Consider the following 18,708-nt stretch of genomic DNA (forward strand, 5'->3'; position numbering starts at 1 on the left):
CAAGCCCATGGGCTCGCCTGAAAGGAAACTATACAAAAGCGCTCAGCCGAACCTGGCGGGATGAGCCGATGCCAAGGTGCAGGACTCGCCCGAGTTACAAAATCCGGTAAAGCAGACGTTCGATCCGCACACGGCTCACGCGCTTGAGAAACCTGGCCACCGCCTCGGGATAATCCAGCAGCGTTTCCAGGTCCTGATAGCGCTCGATACGTGAGGTGTTCTCGAAAATCTCTGCCAGTTCCGCGCGGCGTGGCTGCAGCAACTCACCTTTGGGATCGTCAATCAGCAGCGCGTTTTCCAGATCCAGCCGGAAGGCTCGCGGGTTGAGGTTGTTGCCGGTCAGCAGTGTGTAGCGGTTATCGACCCACATCCCTTTAAGGTGATACGTGTTGTCACCTTCACGCCACAAATGCAGGTTCAACTGACCGCTGTCGATGCTGTGCTGGTGGCGCTTGGCAAAGCGTCGCAGGCTGATCTCGTACAGGTACGGCAGCGCGGCGATGACCTTGAAGGGCTCACTGGGCGGAATGTAGAAGTCGTTGGCGGTTTTATCGCCGACCACGATGTCGATCTTCACGCCGCGCCCCAACGCACGGTTGATTTCGCGGGTGACCGACAATGGCAGGTTGAAATACGGCGTGCAGATGGTCAGTTGATGCTGGGCGCTGGCGATCAACTCGCCGATCACCCGGCTCAACGGATTGTTCTTGCCCACCCCGAGCAAAGGGCTGACGGACAAACCACTTTTGTCGGTGATACCCGTGGTGGTGTCGTAGGTCGCGTGTTTCAAACGGCTGCGCAGATCGCCAATATCGTTACGCAGGCTGCGAGTGGTCGGCAAGTTTGGCAAATCCAGGCGGTGCACCGCTTTTGAGGCGATAAGACCGTGCTGGATCAGGTGCTGCATCGAATCGGCCAATGCGCTGTTCTGCAGCAGGTGATAACGGTCATAACGGTACTTGTCGAACTTGTGCAGATAAACGTTGTTCAGGCTCGCACCACTGTAGATGACGCAGTCGTCGATCACGAAGCCCTTCAAATGCAGCACGCCAAACAGCTCGCGGGTTTGTACCGGCACCCCGTAAACCGGGACCTCGCTGGCGTGAGTGCGAGTGGCTTCCTGATACCAGGCCGAGTTGCCCGGTTGCTTGCCAGCACCGATCAAACCGCGCTGGGCACGCAGCCAGTCGACGACCACCACGACATCAAGTTGCGGACGCGCCAGTTTCGCAGCATGCAAGGCATCCAGCACTTCCTGGCCGGCCTCGTCCTGTTGCAGGTACAGCGCAACGATGTAGATGCGTTGTTTGGCGCTGGCGATTTGTTCCAGCAGGCAACGACGAAACTCGGCAGCGCCGGAAAGGATCGTGACGGCATCGGCGGTCAGCGGAAAACTGCGCAGTTTGGGCAGCAGGGAGCGTTTGAAAAGCGACGGCATAGGGCTCGCAATGGGTCGAATCCGAAGAACCCGAGAGCTTACACCATGCACGGGATCGGGTCTTCCCACCGCACGGCTCCTCGCCTGCAAAGCTTTATAAAAGCTGCTTGGCTTGAACCCGCACTCCGCCTATTTTAATCGCACCTACCGAGGATTCCTGACATGCCTGACGCTGACGTTCGCCCGCCATTGCCGCCGTTCACCCGTGAGTCGGCCATCGAAAAAGTACGCCTGGCCGAAGATGGCTGGAACTCCCGCGACCCACAACGCGTGTCCCTCGCCTACACGCTGGACACTCAGTGGCGTAATCGCGCCGAGTTCGCCCACAACCGCGAACAGGCCAAAGCGTTTCTGACCCGCAAATGGGCCCGAGAGCTGGAGTATCGATTGATCAAGGAACTCTGGGCGTTTACCGACAACCGCATCGCCGTGCGGTTTGCCTACGAATGGCACGACGACTCGGGCAACTGGTTCCGTTCCTACGGCAACGAAAACTGGGCGTTCGATGAGAACGGTTTGATGGCCCAGCGCTTTGCCTGCATCAACGACCTGCCAATATCGGAAAGCGAGCGCAAGTTCCGCTGGCCGCTGGGACGCCGGCCGGATGACCATCCAGGTTTGTCCGACCTAGGTCTGTAATCGACATTCGGCACCCACCCGGCAAATCTGACGGCGTGTTGAGTCATTGGCGTGCCCTGGTATCGATAGGTTCCAAGGGCAAGAGCCGCGAACGTGCCAGTAGGCAAGCGCCGGGTTTATCGGTGTTTGGCCGAATGTGCACTGTCGGCACAGAGCACGATTTGTTTAAAAACTGTTGGCCCAGCAACACTTGGCTCAGCCCTGCGTCACGCCCGCACGAGTCGCCGCCTGGTCTGGATGCAGGTAATATGTCGGCCCTTCCCGCAGCCGCTGGCTGCTTCGCGCCCAATTAAGTAAGCCGATTACATGCCTTTCGAACTCAGCGTTGACCTCACTACCTTGGCCGTTCTGGTGCTTGTCGCCTTCATTGCCGGATTTATCGACGCGATTGCCGGTGGCGGCGGACTGTTGACCACGCCTGCACTGCTGACCGCGGGCCTGCCGCCGCATCTGGTACTGGGCACCAACAAGCTGAGTTCTACATTTGGCGCGGCCATTGCCAGCCTCACGTTCTACCGACGCAAACTGTTCCACCCCCGGGAGTGGGTCCGCGCCATTCTCGGCACGCTGGTCGGTGCGCTGACCGGTGCCGGCGTGGCGCATTTCATGCCCGCCGAATGGCTGAACAAAATGCTGCCGGTGATCGTGTTTGCCTGTGGCCTTTACTTGTTGTTCGGCGGCACGCCAAAAACGCCGGTGGACAGCAACGCGCCCATCAAGAAGAAGTGGCAATCGACCCAAGGTTTCACCCTGGGTTTCTACGACGGCATCGCCGGTCCCGGCACTGGTGCGTTCTGGACGGTCAGCAGCATGCTGATGTACCCCATCGACCTGGTGAAGGCCAGCGGCGTGGCGCGCAGCATGAACTTCGTCAGCAACATCGCAGCGCTGTCGGTGTTTGTGTTTTCAGGGCAAGTGGACTGGATCATAGGCCTGAGCATGGGCCTGTCGGTGATGGTCGGTGCATTCTTCGGCGCTCGCTCCGCCATCAGTGGCGGAGCCAAGTTCATTCGCCCGGTGTTCATTACCGTGGTATTGGGCCTGACTGTGCGTTTAGCCTGGCAGCACTGGTTCAGCGTGGCCTAAGCGCCGCGCGACGTAGACATCGATCAGGTAGCGCGCAATCGAGCGTGACGCTGGCAACGGTGGCAGTTGGTGCACGTTGAACCACTGGGCGTCTTCGATTTCATCTTCCTGGCAAACAATCTCGCCGCCGGCGTATTCGGCATGAAAACCCAGCATCATCGAGTGCGGGAACGGCCAGCATTGGCTGCCCAGGTACTGAATATTCTTGACCTCGATCTGCACTTCTTCGCGCACCTCGCGAATCAGGCACTCTTCGGCCGACTCCCCGGGTTCGGCAAAGCCTGCCAGCGTGCTGTAGACCCCGCTGACAAAACGCGGTGAACGCGCCAGCAGTACTTCGTCGCCACGGGTAATCAGCACGATCATGCTCGGCGATATACGCGGGTAGTAACGCAAATCACAGGCTTCGCAATACATCGCCCGTTCCAGCGGCACCTGATGCGCGGGTTGCCCGCAGTTACCGCAGAAACGATGTTCGCGCGCCCAGGTACCAATTTGCGCGGCGTACCCCAACACTTTGTAAAGGGTGTGATCGCCGTCGAGCATAAAGGCCCGCAAACCTTTCCAGTTGCAACCCGGCACCTCTGCGGGGCTGCGCAGCTCCAGCAAATAAACCGGTTCGCCATCCAGATGGCCGATGCCGTGTTCAGCCAGAATTGCCAGGTCTTGTCGCTTTAACCAGTCGCGGGGAAACAGTGCGCCGTTATCGTCGAACAAAAAACCTTCGGGGCTGCGCGCTACCGCCCAACCGCCGGGCTGATCGGTGTCGAGTACTGCAGTGGTCCAGCGTGAAGTCATGTTTAATCAGTCCAGAAATTCGGGTTTCTGTTTACTCATATGCGCGGCCATGGCCACGCGCAAGTCGGTGGATTGCAGCATGGCAGCATTCCAGGTGGCGACGTATTCGAGGCCATCATCGATGCGATGATCTCGCATGTAGCTGATCATCTCCTTGGTGCCGGTAATCGCAATCGGCGACTTGCTGGCGATATCGCGTGCAATGCCCATGACACCTTCAAGCAGGATGGCGGCGTCCTGGTAGACGCGATTGACCAAGCCCATGCCGCGTGCTTCCTCGGCACCAAAGTTGCGCCCAGTGTAAGCCAGTTCACGCAGCATGCCGTCACCGATAATTCGCGGCAAGCGTTGCAGCGTGCCCACATCGGCGGCCATGCCGATGTCGATTTCCTTGATCGAGAATTGTGCGTCTTCAGCGGCGTAACGCATATCGCAGGCGCTGATCAGGTCGATGGCACCGCCCAGGCAATAGCCCTGAATAGCCGCCAGCACCGGTTTACGGCAGTTGTCGACGGCGTTGAAAGACGCTTGCAGGGCGAGAATCTTGCGGCGTAGCAACCGCGCATTGCGACCGACGTCCTTACCCAGTTCGTTGGCGACACCGGCCAGCATCATCAGGTCGATGCCCGATGAAAAATGCTTGCCTGCACCACTCAGCACCACTACCCGCACTTCGTCGGTGTCATCTACCCACTGGAATATATCGATGATTTCACTCCAGAACGCTGCATTCATCGAATTGATCTTTTCCGGGCGATTAATCTGCACATGGGCGATTTTGTCAGCCAGTTCGACGGTGAACGCGGTGTACTGAGACATGCTTATTATCCTTCGGCGGGTAAAAACGAGGCCGGAACTATACCAAGCGCTGGCGTTGCCCCGAGGCAGCGGTTCGGCCAAATCCGGGACTGAACGCGGCGCACCACTACAGTGCAAACAAATTGTCACACAACGCACTTTATTGTGACTTGCCGGTCACTTTATGAGACACCTATAAAAATAATGCTGCACTTCGTCGGTGCGTTTCCCCCTCAAAGCACAACACTCGTAACCTCTGGAAATAGATTGTCGAACAATTTGCCCGTCGGGGCTGGCCCGCTCTAGGTTCTGGCCTAGACTCATTTTCGCGGGGTGAAACCGGTCGGTCACAAAGGGCGAAAATAGTCGAAACTTTTGCCAGCCGCCGTAGGTCAGCTTAGGGGTAGGTGCAGTACGACTGGTGCAATCCTTGCAATGATAAAGCAAGCCATTCGGCTTCAACGCGTTGGCAGCGTTTGCTCACCAACGCGTAGCGCGTTTGCGCCCGGCCACAGGAATTGGCCACCAAACACCGCTGGTGCCAGACCAAGAATTAGATCAACAAAATGGGAGATACATATGATCAGTGCGGCTTTAGATGTTCAGGGAGAACGTGCTCATCAGCAGGTCGGCGAAACGAACGCCGTGAGTGCGCCAAGCTCCCAATCGATTCACGTGCCCAGTACCAAAGCGCTTACCCCGGTTGTCAGCCAGAACCCCAACCGCAAGCGCGTCTTATTTGTCACCTCGGAAATCGCCGACCTGGTCAAAACCGGTGGTTTGGGCGACGTTTCCGCCGCACTGCCGCGAGCGATGGCTCATTTGCACGACGTACGAGTGCTGATCCCCGGTTATCCGCAAGTGCTGCACAGCGAGAACCCGATTCATATCATCGGTGAACTCGGCGGGCACGCAGCGTTGCCTCCCTGCAAGATCGGGCGCATGGACATGCCCGACGGTCTGGTTATCTATGTGTTGATCTGCCCCGAACTCTACGAGCGCGAAGGCTCGCCCTACGGCGCCAACAATGGTCGCGACTGGCCGGACAACCATATCCGTTTCGCGCGCCTGGGCCTGGCCGCTGCCGACATCGCTGCCAATCTTGCACAAATTCACTGGTGCCCGGACCTGGTGCACGCCCATGACTGGCCTGCAGGTCTGGCGCCCGCCTATATGCACTGGCGTGGGCAGCGCACCCCTACCCTGTTCACCATTCATAACCTGGCTTATCAAGGTGTGACCAGCCTGGGCTCGTGCCCGGAACTGGGGATTCCGAACCATGCGCTACAGCAGGAAGGCATGGAGTTCTACGGCAAGATGTCGTTCCTCAAGGCCGGCATGGCGTATTCGAGCCACATCACCACGGTCAGCGCCACTTATGCCCAGGAAATCACCACGCCGGCTTTCGGCTGCGGTCTCGACGGATTTCTCGCCGCCAAGACGCAGCAAGGCCTGCTGAGCGGTATCCCCAACGGTATTGATGAAAGCTGGGACGCCGCCACCGACCCGCACCTGTTCTGCCCATTTGGCATTGGTGACTGGGAAGGTAAAGCGGTCAACGCCGCCCACGTTCGTGAACTGTTCGGCCTAAACGACTCTGAAGGCCCACTCTTCGCCGTGGTGTCGCGACTTGTGTATCAAAAAGGCCTGGACCTGACCGAGGCGGTGTCCGAATACATTGTCAAATCCGGTGGCCAGATTGCGATCATCGGTCGTGGCGAGCCGGAAGAAGAACAAGCCATGCGTGAATTGGCCCTGCGTTTCCCCGGGCAAATTGGTGTACGCATTGGCTTTAACGAAACTGACGCCCGTCGCATGTTTGCCGGCAGCGATTTCCTGCTGATGCCATCACGTTACGAGCCGTGCGGTTTGAGCCAGATGTATGCGCAGCGCTTCGGTTCGTTGCCGGTGGCACGTAATACAGGCGGTTTGGCAGACACCATTGAAAACGGCGTCACCGGTTTCCTGTTCGACGAATCGTCGGTTGAGAGCTACCAGGAAGCCCTGAGTCGCGCCTTCAAAGTCTTCGCTTTCCCAGGCCTGCTCAATGCCATGCGTTGCCGTGCCATGGCAGCACCGTTCAATTGGTGCAAAGCGGTTGAACCGTATGCCGAACTTTATGAGCGACTGGTGGCTAAAGCACTGGGGAAATCGAACAAACAGTAAGCAAAGAGGTTTTCAAAGATGCCGTTACGGACCCTTGAAACCTGGCCCCACGGCGCAATCATGCTGGACGCAGAACACACGCGTTTTGCCTTGTGGGCGCCAGATGCGTCATCTGTCAGTGTCGAGTTGGACTCGGGACAATCCTTACCGCTACCGCCGCAGGCCAATGGTTGGTTTGTGATCAAGACCCGATGCCCTGCAGGCACGCGTTACCGCTACAAAATCGACGGCGAACTTGAAGTGCCTGATCCCGCCTCCCGGGCTCAGGCCGGTGATTTACATCAGCAAAGCGTAGTGGTCGATCCCCTCGCCTATCGATGGAAACACACAGCCTGGAAGGGCCGCCCATGGAACCAGGCCGTCATCTACGAATTGCATGTGGGTGTGCTGGGTGGCTTTTGCAACGTCGAACAACATCTTTCGCGGCTCGCCGAACTCGGTGTTACCGCTATCGAATTGATGCCGCTGGCGCAGTTTCCCGGTGATCGCAACTGGGGCTACGACGGTGTTCTTCCCTACGCGCCTCAGTCATCTTATGGCACTCCCGAGCAGCTCAAGCACCTGATCGACACGGCTCACGGTGTCGGTCTGGCGGTTATTCTCGACGTGGTCTACAACCACTTTGGCCCGGATGGCAATTACCTTCATCACTATGCCAAGGGTTTCTTTCGCGAAGACAAACATACGCCTTGGGGCGCCGCCATCGACTTTCGCCGGCGCGAGGTGCGTGACTTTTTTATCGATAACGCGCTGATGTGGTTGCAGGAATACCGCTTTGACGGTCTTCGCCTGGACGCCGTTCATGCCATCAAAAGCCCTAACTTCCTGGAAGAGCTGGCCCTGCAGGTTCGTCGACAAACCGATCCGACGCGGCATGTTTGGCTGACGGTCGAGAATGAGCACAACGAGGCCAGCCTTCTCGAAGAATGCTACGACGCGCAGTGGAATGACGATGGTCACAACGCCTTGCACGTGCTGCTGACGGGCGAGACGGATGCCTACTATGCCGATTACGCCACTCACCCCACCGAGCAATTGGCTCGTTGCTTGAGCGAGGGCTTCGTGTTTCAGGGCCACGTGACTCAACACGGTACTTCTCGGGGCGAGCCTAGTGGGCACCTTGCGCCAACCTCGTTCGTGCTGTTTCTGCAGAACCACGACCAGATCGGTAACCGCGCGTTTGGCGAACGCCTGCACCAATTGGCCCACCCTCAAGCCGTGAAAGCGGCCACCGCGCTGCTGCTCCTGTCGCCGATGATCCCGCTGATGTTCATGGGCGACGAGTTTGCCGCCGAGCAGCCGTTTCTGTTTTTCACCAGTCATCATGGCGAATTGGCGGAATTGGTCCGCGAGGGCCGACGCAGCGAGTTCGCAGCCTTCAACGCGTTCGCCGACCCGGACAAGCGAGAGCGGATTCCAGACCCGAATGCGCGTCAGACCTTCGAGGCATCAAAGCCTGCTTTGACGTCCTCCGGGGATTGCGCCATGCACGACTTCTATCGCCACCTGCTGAAGATTCGCCATCAACAGATCATCCCGCATTTGTCTGGCGCGAAAGCATTGGGCGCCGAGGTATTGGCAAAAGGCGCCGTCAGCGCGCGCTGGCGGCTGGGCAATGGCAGTCAACTGCGCATTGACCTGAACCTCAGCGACACGCCAGTGGTCCACACCTCACAGGCAGGCGCTACGCTGTTGTTCGAACACCCGCCACAGTCTGCCGACCTACTGGAAAAGGGCAAACTTGCCCCGTATTGCGCGCTTGTCAGCCTCACGGCCGCGGCCCTTTTGCAACCCTTGGATGGAGAGCGCCAATGAGCGATGCGCAACTTGAAATACTGGCCAGCCGAGCTGGCTTGGCAGTCGACTGGATCGACGCCAATGGTCGCCCACAGAAAGTCGCTCCACCGGTATTACGCGCCGTTCTTACCGGCCTCGGCCACCCGGCCGGCAGCGCCCAGGAAATCGACGCCAGCCTGCTCGAACTGCAGCAGGTGCAACAGACTCGACATTTGCCTCCGTTGCTGACTGCAGACTTTGGCGTCGGCCTCGATCTGGCGCGTTATTTTGAGCCCGAAACCCCGTGCGAAGTCCTCCTCGAAGACGGTTCGCGACTCAACCTCAAACTGGACAGCGCCGCCGTCCTGCCCGGCATGATCCCCATCGGTTACCAGCACGTGAGCATCAACGGCCAGGCATTCACCCTGGCCGTGGCGCCAAACCGCTGCTACAGCGTTGGCGACGCCGTCGACAGCCCGATTCCCCGAGCGTGGGGCCTGAGCGTACAACTGTATTCGTTGCGTCGGCCCGGCGATGGCGGGTTTGGCGATACCCAAGCACTGGAGGAACTGGCCAGGGTTGCCGGCGAACGCGGCGCGGAAGCGCTGGCGATCAGCCCGCTGCACGCGATGTTCAGCAGCGATACGCACCGCTACAGCCCTTACTCACCGTCCAGCCGTTTGTTCCTGAACAGCCTTTACGCCTCACCGGGCGCAATTCTGGGAGAACGAGCACTGCGCACGGCGATTGATGCAACGGGCCTGGCAGCTGAGTTGAAGCGTCTCGAAGCACTGCCCCTGATTGACTGGCCGGTTGCCGCAGAAGCCAAACATCGAGTGTTGCAAGCTCTATACGAAGGCTTCGTACAGGGTGAACACCCGCTGCACGCTGACTTCAGCAGCTACCGTCATGCATCCGGCGAAGCGCTGGAAAACCATTGCCGTTTCGAAGCCATTCAAGAATCGCGTGCCGCAAAAGGTGAAAATCTGGACTGGCGCGAATGGCCGGAGCAATGGCGTGACCCACGCAGCGTCGCGCTGGCCGAATTTGCCGAAGAAAACGCGTCACGCATCGGGTTCTTCGCGTTCTGCCAATGGCTGATTACGCGCTGCCTGGAACGTGCGCAAGCCGCTGCGCGCAGCAGTGGCATGCGCATTGGTTTGATCGCCGACCTGGCGGTGGGCGCCGACGGTGGTGGCAGCCAGGCCTGGAGTCGTCAGGACGAATTGCTGGCATCGCTGACGGTCGGCGCACCGCCCGACATTCTCAATCGCAGTGGCCAAGGCTGGGGCATATCGGCGTTCGCGCCTGAAGGCCTGGTACGTAATGGGTTTCGCGCATTCATCGAAATGCTGCGCGCCAATTTCGCCCACGCCGGTGGCCTGCGCATCGATCACGTCATGGGCCTGCAGCGCTTGTGGGTGATCCCCAATGGCTCGCCCCCGCGCGATGGTGCCTACCTCTATTACCCGATTGACGACATGCTGCGGCTACTCGCGCTCGAATCCCATCGTCATCAGGCCATCGTCCTCGGTGAAGACCTGGGCACCGTGCCGGACGGCCTGCGTGAAAAGCTCATTGCCCGCTCGATCCTGGGGATGCGCGTGCTGTTGTTCGAACAGGACAACACGCACTTCAAATCCATACTCGACTGGCCGGACAATGCCTTAGCCACCACCAGCACTCACGATCTGCCCACGCTCAACGGTTGGTGGCATGGTCGTGACATCGACTGGAACGCCCGGCTAGGCCTGGTTGAAGCCAGCGGCGAAATAGAATGGCGCCACCATCGCGAAAGAGAACGCGAAGGCCTGCGGCGGGTGCTGAGCGAAGACCCTCAGAACTTCCGCGAAGAATCCCATGAAACCGATCAGGTGCTCGACGCCGCCACACGGTTCCTGGGCCACACCCGTGCGCCGCTGGTATTGCTGCCGCTGGAAGATGCACTGGGCATCGAACAGCAGGCAAACCTGCCAGGCACAACCAACACGCACCCTAATTGGTCGCGGCGCTTACCCGCAGAAAGCGAAGCATTGCTAGATGACCCGGACGCGGCGCGGCGCCTGGAACTGCTCGCGTGTGCGCGACTGCAGGCTGCCGAGCGTGACCAATGAACCGGGCGCTCACTCAACCGTTGCGCGCTACGCTGCGACTGCAATTTCATAAAGGTTTTACCCTGGATCAAGCGGTGCCGTTGGTGCCCTATTTTGCCAGTCTGGGCATCAGCCATCTCTACGCCTCCCCGTTGCTTGCTGCACGCGCCGGCTCCATGCACGGCTACGACGTGGTGGACCCGACCACCGTCAACCCGGAACTGGGTGGCGAAGCCGCGTTGCGCCGTTTGATCGGCACGTTGCGCGAACACGGCATGGGGCTGATCCTCGATATCGTGTCCAACCACATGGCCGTCGGCGGCAGTGATAATCCCTGGTGGATGGACCTGCTCGAATGGGGCCGTTTGAGTCCTTACGGCGAGTTTTTCGATATTCAGTGGCACTCACCCGACCCGCTGATGGAAGGCCAATTATTGCTGCCGTTCCTGGGCAGTGATTACGGGGTCGCCCTGCAGGACGGCACGCTGGCGCTGCGTTTCGATGCGCAACGCGGTGTGTTTTACGTCGAGCACTACGATCACCACTTCCCGATCAGCCCAACGAGTTACGGCGAATTGCTGGCAGCCGATATCGACGAACTCAAATCACTCGCAGATCGCTTCAGCGCGTTGAGCTACCAGACCGACGCTCATGGCCTTTCGGTGCCGTTGAAGCAAGCGCTGCGGGAGCTGGCGTGCGACCCGGCCATGCTGCAGGCAATTGAAAACAACCTGAAGGCTTACGACTCGCTCACCCCGGAAGGTTTCCAGCGTTTGCATCAATTGCTGGAGCACCAAAGCTATCGCCTCGCGAGTTGGCGTACGGCAGCGGACGATATCAATTGGCGGCGTTTTTTCGATGTGAATGAGCTGGGCGGCCTGCGAGTCGAGCGGCCAGCGGTGTTTGAAGCCACCCACGCGAAAATCTTCGAACTGGTGGCTGAAGGCTTGGTCGACGGCCTGCGCATTGACCATATCGACGGTCTCGCCGATCCGCGTGGTTATTGCCGCAAACTGCGGCGCCGGGTCGACAGCCTGTCACCGGATCGGCACTTGCCGATTTACGTCGAAAAAATCCTCGGTGAAGGCGAAACCCTGCACCGTGACTGGTCGGTGGACGGCACCACCGGTTACGAGTTCATGAACCAGTTGTCACTGCTGCAACACGACCCACAGGGCGAGCAAACACTCGGTGACCTGTGGAGCCGTTACAGCGAGCGGCCAGCCGACTTCCGCCAGGAAGCACAGCTGGCACGCCAGCAAATTCTCAACGGTTCGTTGGCCGGGGATTTCGAGAGTGTCGCCCAGGCGTTGCTGCAAGTAGCGCGGGATGACTTGATGACCCGCGACCTGACCCTCGGCGCTATCCGCCGGGCACTGCAAGAGCTGATCGTGCATTTCCCTGTTTACCGCACCTACATCAGTCCTCGCGGGCGCTTCGCTGAAGATGATGTGTTTTTCCAGCAAGCCATGGACGGTGCCAGGCAAACGCTGGGCGAGGCGGATTGGCCGGTGCTCGATTGCCTGGCGGGTTGGCTGGGCGGTGAACCCTGGCGCAAGCGGCCGGTTGGACGGCCGCGCAAAATGCTCAAGCACGCCTGCGTGCGTTTTCAGCAACTGACATCGCCCGCTGCCGCCAAGGCTGTCGAAGACACCGCTTTTTATCGCTCGGCGGTGTTGCTGTCGCGCAATGACGTTGGCTTCAGCACCGAGCAGTTCAGTGCGCCGCCCGAAGACTTTCACGCGGCATGCCTCAACCGCTTGCAAACGTTCCCGGACAACTTGCTGGCCACCGCCACCCATGACCATAAACGCGGCGAAGACACCCGTGCGCGGCTGGCCGTGCTGAGTGAGCGCAGCGCCTGGTATGCCGAGCAGGTGCCGCTGTGGCGCACCCTCGCCCGCCCACTTCGTGTTGACGATCAGATGCCGTCCGCTGGCGATGAACTGATTCTTTATCAAGCCATCCTCGGTAGCTGGCCTCTGGCGTTGCGCAGCGACGATTTGCCGGCCTTGGCGGACTACGCCAAACGCGTCTGGCAATGGCAACAAAAAGCCCTGCGCGAGGCTAAACTTTTAAGCAGTTGGAGCGCCCCCAACGAAGCTTATGAAAACGCGACGCAGGCGTTTATCGAGGCCTTGTTGTTAAACCCCGAAGGCGAATTGCTGCGTGCTGCGCTCGGCAAAGCGGTACGCACCATCGCCGCTGCCGGTGCGTTGAACGGTTTGGCGCAAACCTTGCTGCGCATGACCGTGCCAGGCATACCGGACCTTTACCAAGGCAATGACTATTGGGATTTCAGCCTGGTAGATCCGGACAACCGCCGGCCGGTGGATTACGCCAATCGACAGCAGGCCCTACACATGCCTCTTGATCTGCCGGGGCTGTTATCGAACTGGCGTGACGGGCGCATCAAGCAAACCTTGATTGTACGCACGTTGAACTGGCGTGCCGAGCATGCCGAGCTGTTTCAGCGAGGGACGTATCAGCCCTTGAAAATAGTCGGCAGCGAAGCACATCGCGTGCTGGGATTTGTTCGCGAATGGCAAGGCAAACGGGCGATCGTGATCGTCCCGATACGCTGCGCCGAGCTGCTGAAAAACAGTGCCGAGCCCAAGATTGACGCGCCGCTGTGGGGCGATACGCGGGTGATATTACCGTTCACCACCCCGGGCGAAAATCTGAAGGGACTTTTTTCAGGCGTCGCAGTCACACAAAACAGGGAGCTGAACATCAGCGCCGCGCTGGGGGATTTCCCGGTCAACCTATTTATCCAACTCTTCACCCAAGCTTGAGTTCAGTTCAGGAGTATTGCGATGAGTACCGACGACAAACGCGTTCGCGAATTTGCCTATCAGATCTGGGAGTCGGAAGGACAACCGGAGGGGCAAGATGCCCGCCATTGGGAAATGGCGCGCAAACTGGCTGAAGCTGAGGCGCTAGCCCCCAGCAAATCACCAAAGACTGCCGGCAGCAAAACCGCGGGCACCAAACCCGCCGCCAGCAAAACCGCTAATGGCAAAGCTGCCGAACCCAAAGCTGTGAGCAAGGCCAAGCCAAAGGCCAAGCCATCCGCCGCTGCTTCGGTGGTGCCACCCGGCGAAAAAGCTGCCGAGAAGAAGCCTCGCGGAGCGCGAAAACCGCCAGCCGTCTAACGCTCACTTTTTCGACCTGACTGAGTTCGTGGCGAGTTCGCTCGCCACAGAGGGCGCGTTCGCCCTGGAAAAACCAACACCCCCATTTGCAGGAGCATCTATGACAAGTCCAAAGAAAGCCGCGCCCGAGTCTCATGTCGAGGCCTCCAGAATTCGAGAAGGCCTGCCCTTCCCGCTGGGCGCGACGTGGGACGGCCTGGGGGTCAACTTCGCCTTGTTTTCCGCCAACGCCACCAAGGTTGAACTGTGCATCTTCGATGATGCTGGCGAAGTCGAGCTGGAACGAATCGAATTACCGGAATACACCGATGAGATCTACCATGGCTATTTGCCCGATGCGCACCCGGGGCTGATCTACGGTTATCGGGTGTACGGCCCTTATGACCCGGCCAATGGTCATCGCTTCAACCACAACAAGCTGCTGATCGACCCCTACGCCAAACAATTGGTGGGCGAACTGAAATGGTCCGAGGCATTGTTCGGCTACACCATTGGGCACGCCGATGCCGACCTCAGCTTCGATGAACGCGACAGCGCACCGTTCGTACCCAAATGCAAAGTGATCGACCCGGCTCACACCTGGGGCCACGATCATCGAGTGAGCGTGCCGTGGGACAAAACCATCATTTATGAAACCCACGTTCGCGGCATCAGCATGCGCCACCCTTCCGTCCCCGAAAACGTGCGTGGCACCTTCGCCGGATTGATGGTCGATGACGTGCTGGAACACATCCGCAAACTGGGCGTGTCGAGCGTCGAATTACTGCCGATTCATGCCTTCGTCAACGACCAGCATTTGCTGCACAAGGGCATGACCAATTACTGGGGCTACAACAGTATTGCGTTCTTTGCCCCAGACCCGCGTTACCTGGCAAGTGGCAAGATCGCTGAATTCAAAGAGATGGTCGCGCACCTGCACGAAGCCAACCTTGAGGTGATTCTCGACGTGGTCTACAACCACACCGCGGAGGGCAACGAGCAAGGCCCCACCCTCTCGATGCGCGGTATCGACAACGCGTCATATTACCGCCTGATGCCCGATGACAAGCGCTTTTACATCAACGATTCCGGCACCGGCAACACGCTGGACCTGAGTCACCCGTGCGTGCTGCAAATGGTCACCGACTCGCTGCGCTACTGGGCCACGGAAATGCACGTGGATGGCTTCCGCTTTGACCTCGCCACCATTCTAGGGCGTTACCACGACGGCTTTGACGAACGTCACAGTTTCCTCGTGGCCTGCCGTCAGGACCCGGTATTGCGCCAGGTGAAAATGATCGCCGAACCGTGGGATTGCGGTCCTGGCGGTTACCAGGTGGGCGGCTTCCCGCCAGGTTGGGTCGAATGGAACGACAAGTTCCGCGACACCGTGCGCGCCTTCTGGAAAGGCGATGACGGCCAACTCGCAGACTTTGCCAGCCGCATGACCGCTTCCGGTGAGATGTTTAACCAACGGGGTCGACGCCCGTACTCATCCGTCAACTTCATCACGGCGCATGACGGTTTCACCCTTAATGACCTGGTGTCGTACAACGACAAACATAACGAAGCTAACGACGAGAACAACCAGGACGGCAGCAACAACAACCTGTCCTGGAACCATGGCGTTGAAGGCCCCACTGACGACCCGGAAATCAATGCGCTGCGCCAGCGCCAAATGCGCAACTTCTTCGCCACGCTGCTGCTGTCCCAAGGCACACCAATGCTGGTGGCCGGTGACGAGTTCGCGCGGACCCAGGACGGTAATAACAATGCCTACTGCCAGGACAGTGAGATTGGTTGGGTCAATTGGGATTTGAGTGAAGATGGCAAAGCCTTGCTCAAATTCGTCAAGCGTTTGATCAAGTTGCGCCTGGCCTATCCGATCCTGCGTCGCGGGCGCTTCCTGGTTGGCAGTTACAACGAGGACATCGGCGTCAAGGACGTGACCTGGCTGGCCCCGGACGGCAGCGAAATGAGCATCGAGCAGTGGGAAGATGCGCATGGACGGTGCCTCGGCATGCTGCTCGATGGCCGGGCGCAGGAAACCGGTATTCGCCGCAAGGGCGGCGACGCAACGCTGTTGCTGGTGGTCAACGCGCACCATGACATTGTCAATTTCACCTTGCCGGAAGTACCGGATGGCGGTTTCTGGACGTGCATGGTCGACACCAATCAGCCATCGATCCGTGGCCAGGAACGCTTCGAGTTCGGCCATGAATATTCGGTGACCGGCCGTTCGTTGCTGCTGTTCGAACTGCAACATGAGGAAGATGAGTGAAATGGACCTCCAGGCGTTTCTTCAGCGTACGGCGCCTGACTACGTCGATACGCAGACGGTAGGACGCTGCTTGCGACAACTGCTCGAAGCGGGGCTGGATCAGCTCCCGCTACCGGGCAGTGGCCAGACGCTGCAACGTTTCCGCCGTCTGGCCGAGGTTGGCGGGCACGACCTCGGACTGTGCAAACTGTACGAAGGCCATACCGATGCGCTGGCAATCATGCAGCAAGTCGGTTTTGCGCCCTTACCGGGTGGCACGTGGGGTATGTGGGCGGCCGAACCGCCGCAAGCACGGGTTGAGGTCAGTGCTCAAGGCCCCACTACTGTTTTGAACGGGCGTAAAGCCTGGTGCTCCGGCGCACACGTGTTGAGCCACGCGTTGCTAACGGCTTGGGATGCTGAGGGTTGCCAGCAATTGGTCGCGGTGACGTTGCAACAACCGGGTGTCACCTTTTCTGACCAAGGCTGGCAAGCGGTGGGCATGGGCGCCACTGGCAGTGTCGACGTTTTATTCAAGGACGCTGCAGCGCTGACAGTCGGCAAGCCTGGCGCTTATCTGCAACGCCCAGGCTTTTGGCAAGGAGGTATTGGTATCGCGGCATGTTGGTACGGTGCCGCACGGAGTATTGCCGAACGCCTGCGCAGTCACTGTGCACACCGTGAAGAACCTCATGCCCTCGCCCACTTGGGTGCGGTCGACTGCGCATTGCACGCGGCCGCCGTGGTCCTGCGCGACAGTGCCCGAGTCATTGATGAACAACCGCAGGCCGATGCCGAGCTGTTGGCCCGGCGCGCACGCGCAGTGGTCGAACAGGCCTGCGAACAGGTCATTCATCACGTCGGCCGCGCCCTTGGCGCCGGCCCTTATTGCAAGGACCGCCAGTTCGCTCGATTAATCGCCGACCTGCCGGTATTCCTGCGCCAAAGCCATGCCGAACGTGACCTCGCCGCCCTCGGCCAACAATCAGTCAGCGAGCGGTGGACATTATGAAACCCAATCCGATTATCGGTCAGGGCACGCCCCTGCATTTATGGCAAACCTCCAGTCATCTGGCGCAGTTACCCGTCGTTGATATTCTCGAGTTGGTACCTGAAGGCAGCCGCGCGGTAATCATCGCGCCGCACCCGGACGACGAAGTACTCGGATGTGGCGGTTTCCTACAGTTGCTGGCCGACGCCGGTCGCCCATTGCAGTTGATCTCAGTGACCGATGGCAGCGCCAGTCACCCGGGCTCCGGACGTTGGCCGGTAGAACGCTTGAGTGCGGTGCGCCCGCAAGAATCGGTCGAAGCCTTACGCAGATTGGGGATGCCGTTGCACAGCCTTAAATGGCTGCGCGGCGGTTTCGCCGACAGTCAGGTCGCGGCACGGGAAACCGCGCTGTGTGAATTCATCGAGCGTCATCTGCGCCCCAATGACGTGGTGTTCACCACGTGGCGTGAAGACGGGCATTGCGACCATGAAGCCGTCGGCCGCGCCAGTGCCAAAGCGGCTGAACGCGTAGGCGCAGTGCTGCACGAGTTGCCGGTCTGGACCTGGCACTGGGCAACCCCCGAAGACAGTTTCGTGCCTTGGCACCGGGCGCGAAAAATCGCGTTGACGCCAAAACTGGTGGCACGCAAGCGACACGCCATTCATGCCTTCGCCAGCCAACTGGAAGGTGACCCGCACATTGGCCTGCCACCGGTGCTTGCGCCTTATGTGCTTGATCGGCTGCTGCAACCTTTCGAAGTGGTGTTCATATGAGCGTCGAGGATCGCTATTTTGACGGTTTGTTTGCCGGCAATGATGATCCGTGGGCGTTTCGTCAGCGCTGGTACGAGCAACGTAAGCGTGCAATCACCTTGGCCGCCCTGCCCCGGGCGCATTATCGGGCGATATTCGAGCCGGGGTGCGCCAATGGTGAGCTGAGTGCAGAACTGGCCACTCGCTGCGATCGCCTGGTGTGTTGCGACACTGCCGCAGCCGCCGTCACGCTGGCGCGCACCCGTCTGAGCCTGTTCGACCACGCCGAAGTGCGTCAAAGCCGCTTGCCACAGGATTGGCCGAGCGAACAATTCGACCTGATCGTGCTCAGCGAGGTCTGCTATTACCTGGACGCTGATGACCTGAAACACCTTGTCGAGAATGCTTCACAAGCGCTGACGGCTGACGGCCAATTGCTGGCGTGTCACTGGCGACCTCCTATTGAAGGTTGCCCGCTTAACGCCAGGCAAGTGCACGACATGCTGCATGAATACCTGCATTTGCCGCGTTTGGTGTTGCATCAGGAGGCTGACTTCCTGCTGGAAATCTGGAGCCGCGAGCCGCGTTCGGTGGCTGCGTTGGAAGGCTTGCGATGAACGAATGCTGCATTGGCCTGCGGTTTATTGACCACGCCAGATGAAAAAAACGGACCGGATCGAACATCGGGGCGACGAATAGCGTTACTTGAGCAATACTACGCCCGCGGCAATCCATGGTGTGGAGCGCTGCATGTTTGCAATAAACATAAACAAG

The 18,708-nt window shown here is 59.3% G+C and carries 14 protein-coding genes; 11 read left to right on the top strand and 3 right to left on the bottom strand.

What is annotated here, in order from left to right; all coding sequences use genetic code 11:
* Positions 1-94 precede the first annotated feature (94 nt).
* Positions 95-1,438 (bottom strand): CDP-diacylglycerol--serine O-phosphatidyltransferase, encoded by a 1,344-nt coding sequence (pssA, locus tag ACQR3R_RS07930; protein ID WP_428271447.1) that lies wholly within the window; start codon positions 1,436-1,438, stop codon positions 95-97.
* Between the two features lie 162 nt (positions 1,439-1,600).
* Between pssA and ACQR3R_RS07935 the strand changes: the two genes are divergently transcribed.
* A complete protein-coding gene (locus tag ACQR3R_RS07935) occupies positions 1,601-2,077 on the top strand; it encodes a DUF1348 family protein (RefSeq protein ID WP_428271448.1) in 477 nt (158 codons plus the stop codon).
* Between the two features lie 306 nt (positions 2,078-2,383).
* On the top strand, positions 2,384-3,163 hold the full coding sequence (locus tag ACQR3R_RS07940) for a TSUP family transporter (RefSeq protein WP_428271449.1): 780 nt from the start codon (positions 2,384-2,386) through the stop codon (positions 3,161-3,163).
* Here ACQR3R_RS07940 and nudC read toward each other — a convergent pair.
* Both nudC and ACQR3R_RS07950 read right to left on the bottom strand, forming a co-directional pair.
* A complete protein-coding gene (gene nudC, locus ACQR3R_RS07945) occupies positions 3,131-3,961 on the bottom strand; it encodes an NAD(+) diphosphatase (protein ID WP_428271450.1) in 831 nt (276 codons plus the stop codon). The genes ACQR3R_RS07940 and nudC overlap by 33 nt on opposite strands.
* A gap of 6 nt (positions 3,962-3,967) precedes the next feature.
* Complete coding sequence (locus tag ACQR3R_RS07950; protein WP_428271451.1) at positions 3,968-4,780, bottom strand: crotonase/enoyl-CoA hydratase family protein; 813 nt, start codon at positions 4,778-4,780, stop codon at positions 3,968-3,970.
* Between the two features lie 624 nt (positions 4,781-5,404).
* On the opposite strand from ACQR3R_RS07950, the gene glgA reads away from it, so the two are divergent.
* From glgA to ACQR3R_RS07995, 9 genes are all read left to right on the top strand, one after another.
* A complete protein-coding gene (glgA, locus tag ACQR3R_RS07955; protein ID WP_428271453.1) occupies positions 5,405-6,925 on the top strand; it encodes a glycogen synthase GlgA in 1,521 nt (506 codons plus the stop codon).
* An 18-nt stretch (positions 6,926-6,943) separates the two neighbouring features.
* Positions 6,944-8,740, top strand: coding sequence for a malto-oligosyltrehalose trehalohydrolase (treZ, locus tag ACQR3R_RS07960; protein WP_428271454.1), 1,797 nt, complete (start codon positions 6,944-6,946; stop codon positions 8,738-8,740).
* A complete protein-coding gene (malQ, locus tag ACQR3R_RS07965; protein ID WP_428271455.1) occupies positions 8,737-10,815 on the top strand; it encodes a 4-alpha-glucanotransferase in 2,079 nt (692 codons plus the stop codon). The genes treZ and malQ overlap by 4 nt, the downstream gene beginning before the upstream one ends.
* Positions 10,812-13,589: a malto-oligosyltrehalose synthase gene (locus ACQR3R_RS07970; protein ID WP_428271456.1), complete on the top strand. Its 2,778-nt coding sequence runs from the start codon at positions 10,812-10,814 to the stop codon at positions 13,587-13,589. The genes malQ and ACQR3R_RS07970 overlap by 4 nt, the downstream gene beginning before the upstream one ends.
* A 21-nt stretch (positions 13,590-13,610) precedes the next feature.
* Entirely contained in the window at positions 13,611-13,949 is a 339-nt protein-coding gene (locus ACQR3R_RS07975; protein ID WP_428271458.1) for a DUF2934 domain-containing protein, read from the top strand.
* A 100-nt stretch (positions 13,950-14,049) separates the two neighbouring features.
* On the top strand, positions 14,050-16,209 hold the full coding sequence (gene glgX / locus ACQR3R_RS07980; protein WP_428271459.1) for a glycogen debranching protein GlgX: 2,160 nt from the start codon (positions 14,050-14,052) through the stop codon (positions 16,207-16,209).
* On the top strand, positions 16,202-17,200 hold the full coding sequence (locus ACQR3R_RS07985; RefSeq protein ID WP_428271460.1) for an acyl-CoA dehydrogenase: 999 nt from the start codon (positions 16,202-16,204) through the stop codon (positions 17,198-17,200). The genes glgX and ACQR3R_RS07985 overlap by 8 nt, the downstream gene beginning before the upstream one ends.
* Complete coding sequence (locus tag ACQR3R_RS07990) at positions 17,197-17,955, top strand: PIG-L family deacetylase (protein ID WP_428271461.1); 759 nt, start codon at positions 17,197-17,199, stop codon at positions 17,953-17,955. The genes ACQR3R_RS07985 and ACQR3R_RS07990 overlap by 4 nt, the downstream gene beginning before the upstream one ends.
* Complete coding sequence (locus tag ACQR3R_RS07995) at positions 17,952-18,551, top strand: SAM-dependent methyltransferase (RefSeq protein WP_428271462.1); 600 nt, start codon at positions 17,952-17,954, stop codon at positions 18,549-18,551. The genes ACQR3R_RS07990 and ACQR3R_RS07995 overlap by 4 nt, the downstream gene beginning before the upstream one ends.
* Positions 18,552-18,708 lie beyond the last annotated feature (157 nt).

Source organism: Gordonia sp. IEGM753, from assembly GCF_050321825.1.
GTDB lineage: Bacteria > Pseudomonadota > Gammaproteobacteria > Pseudomonadales > Pseudomonadaceae > Aquipseudomonas.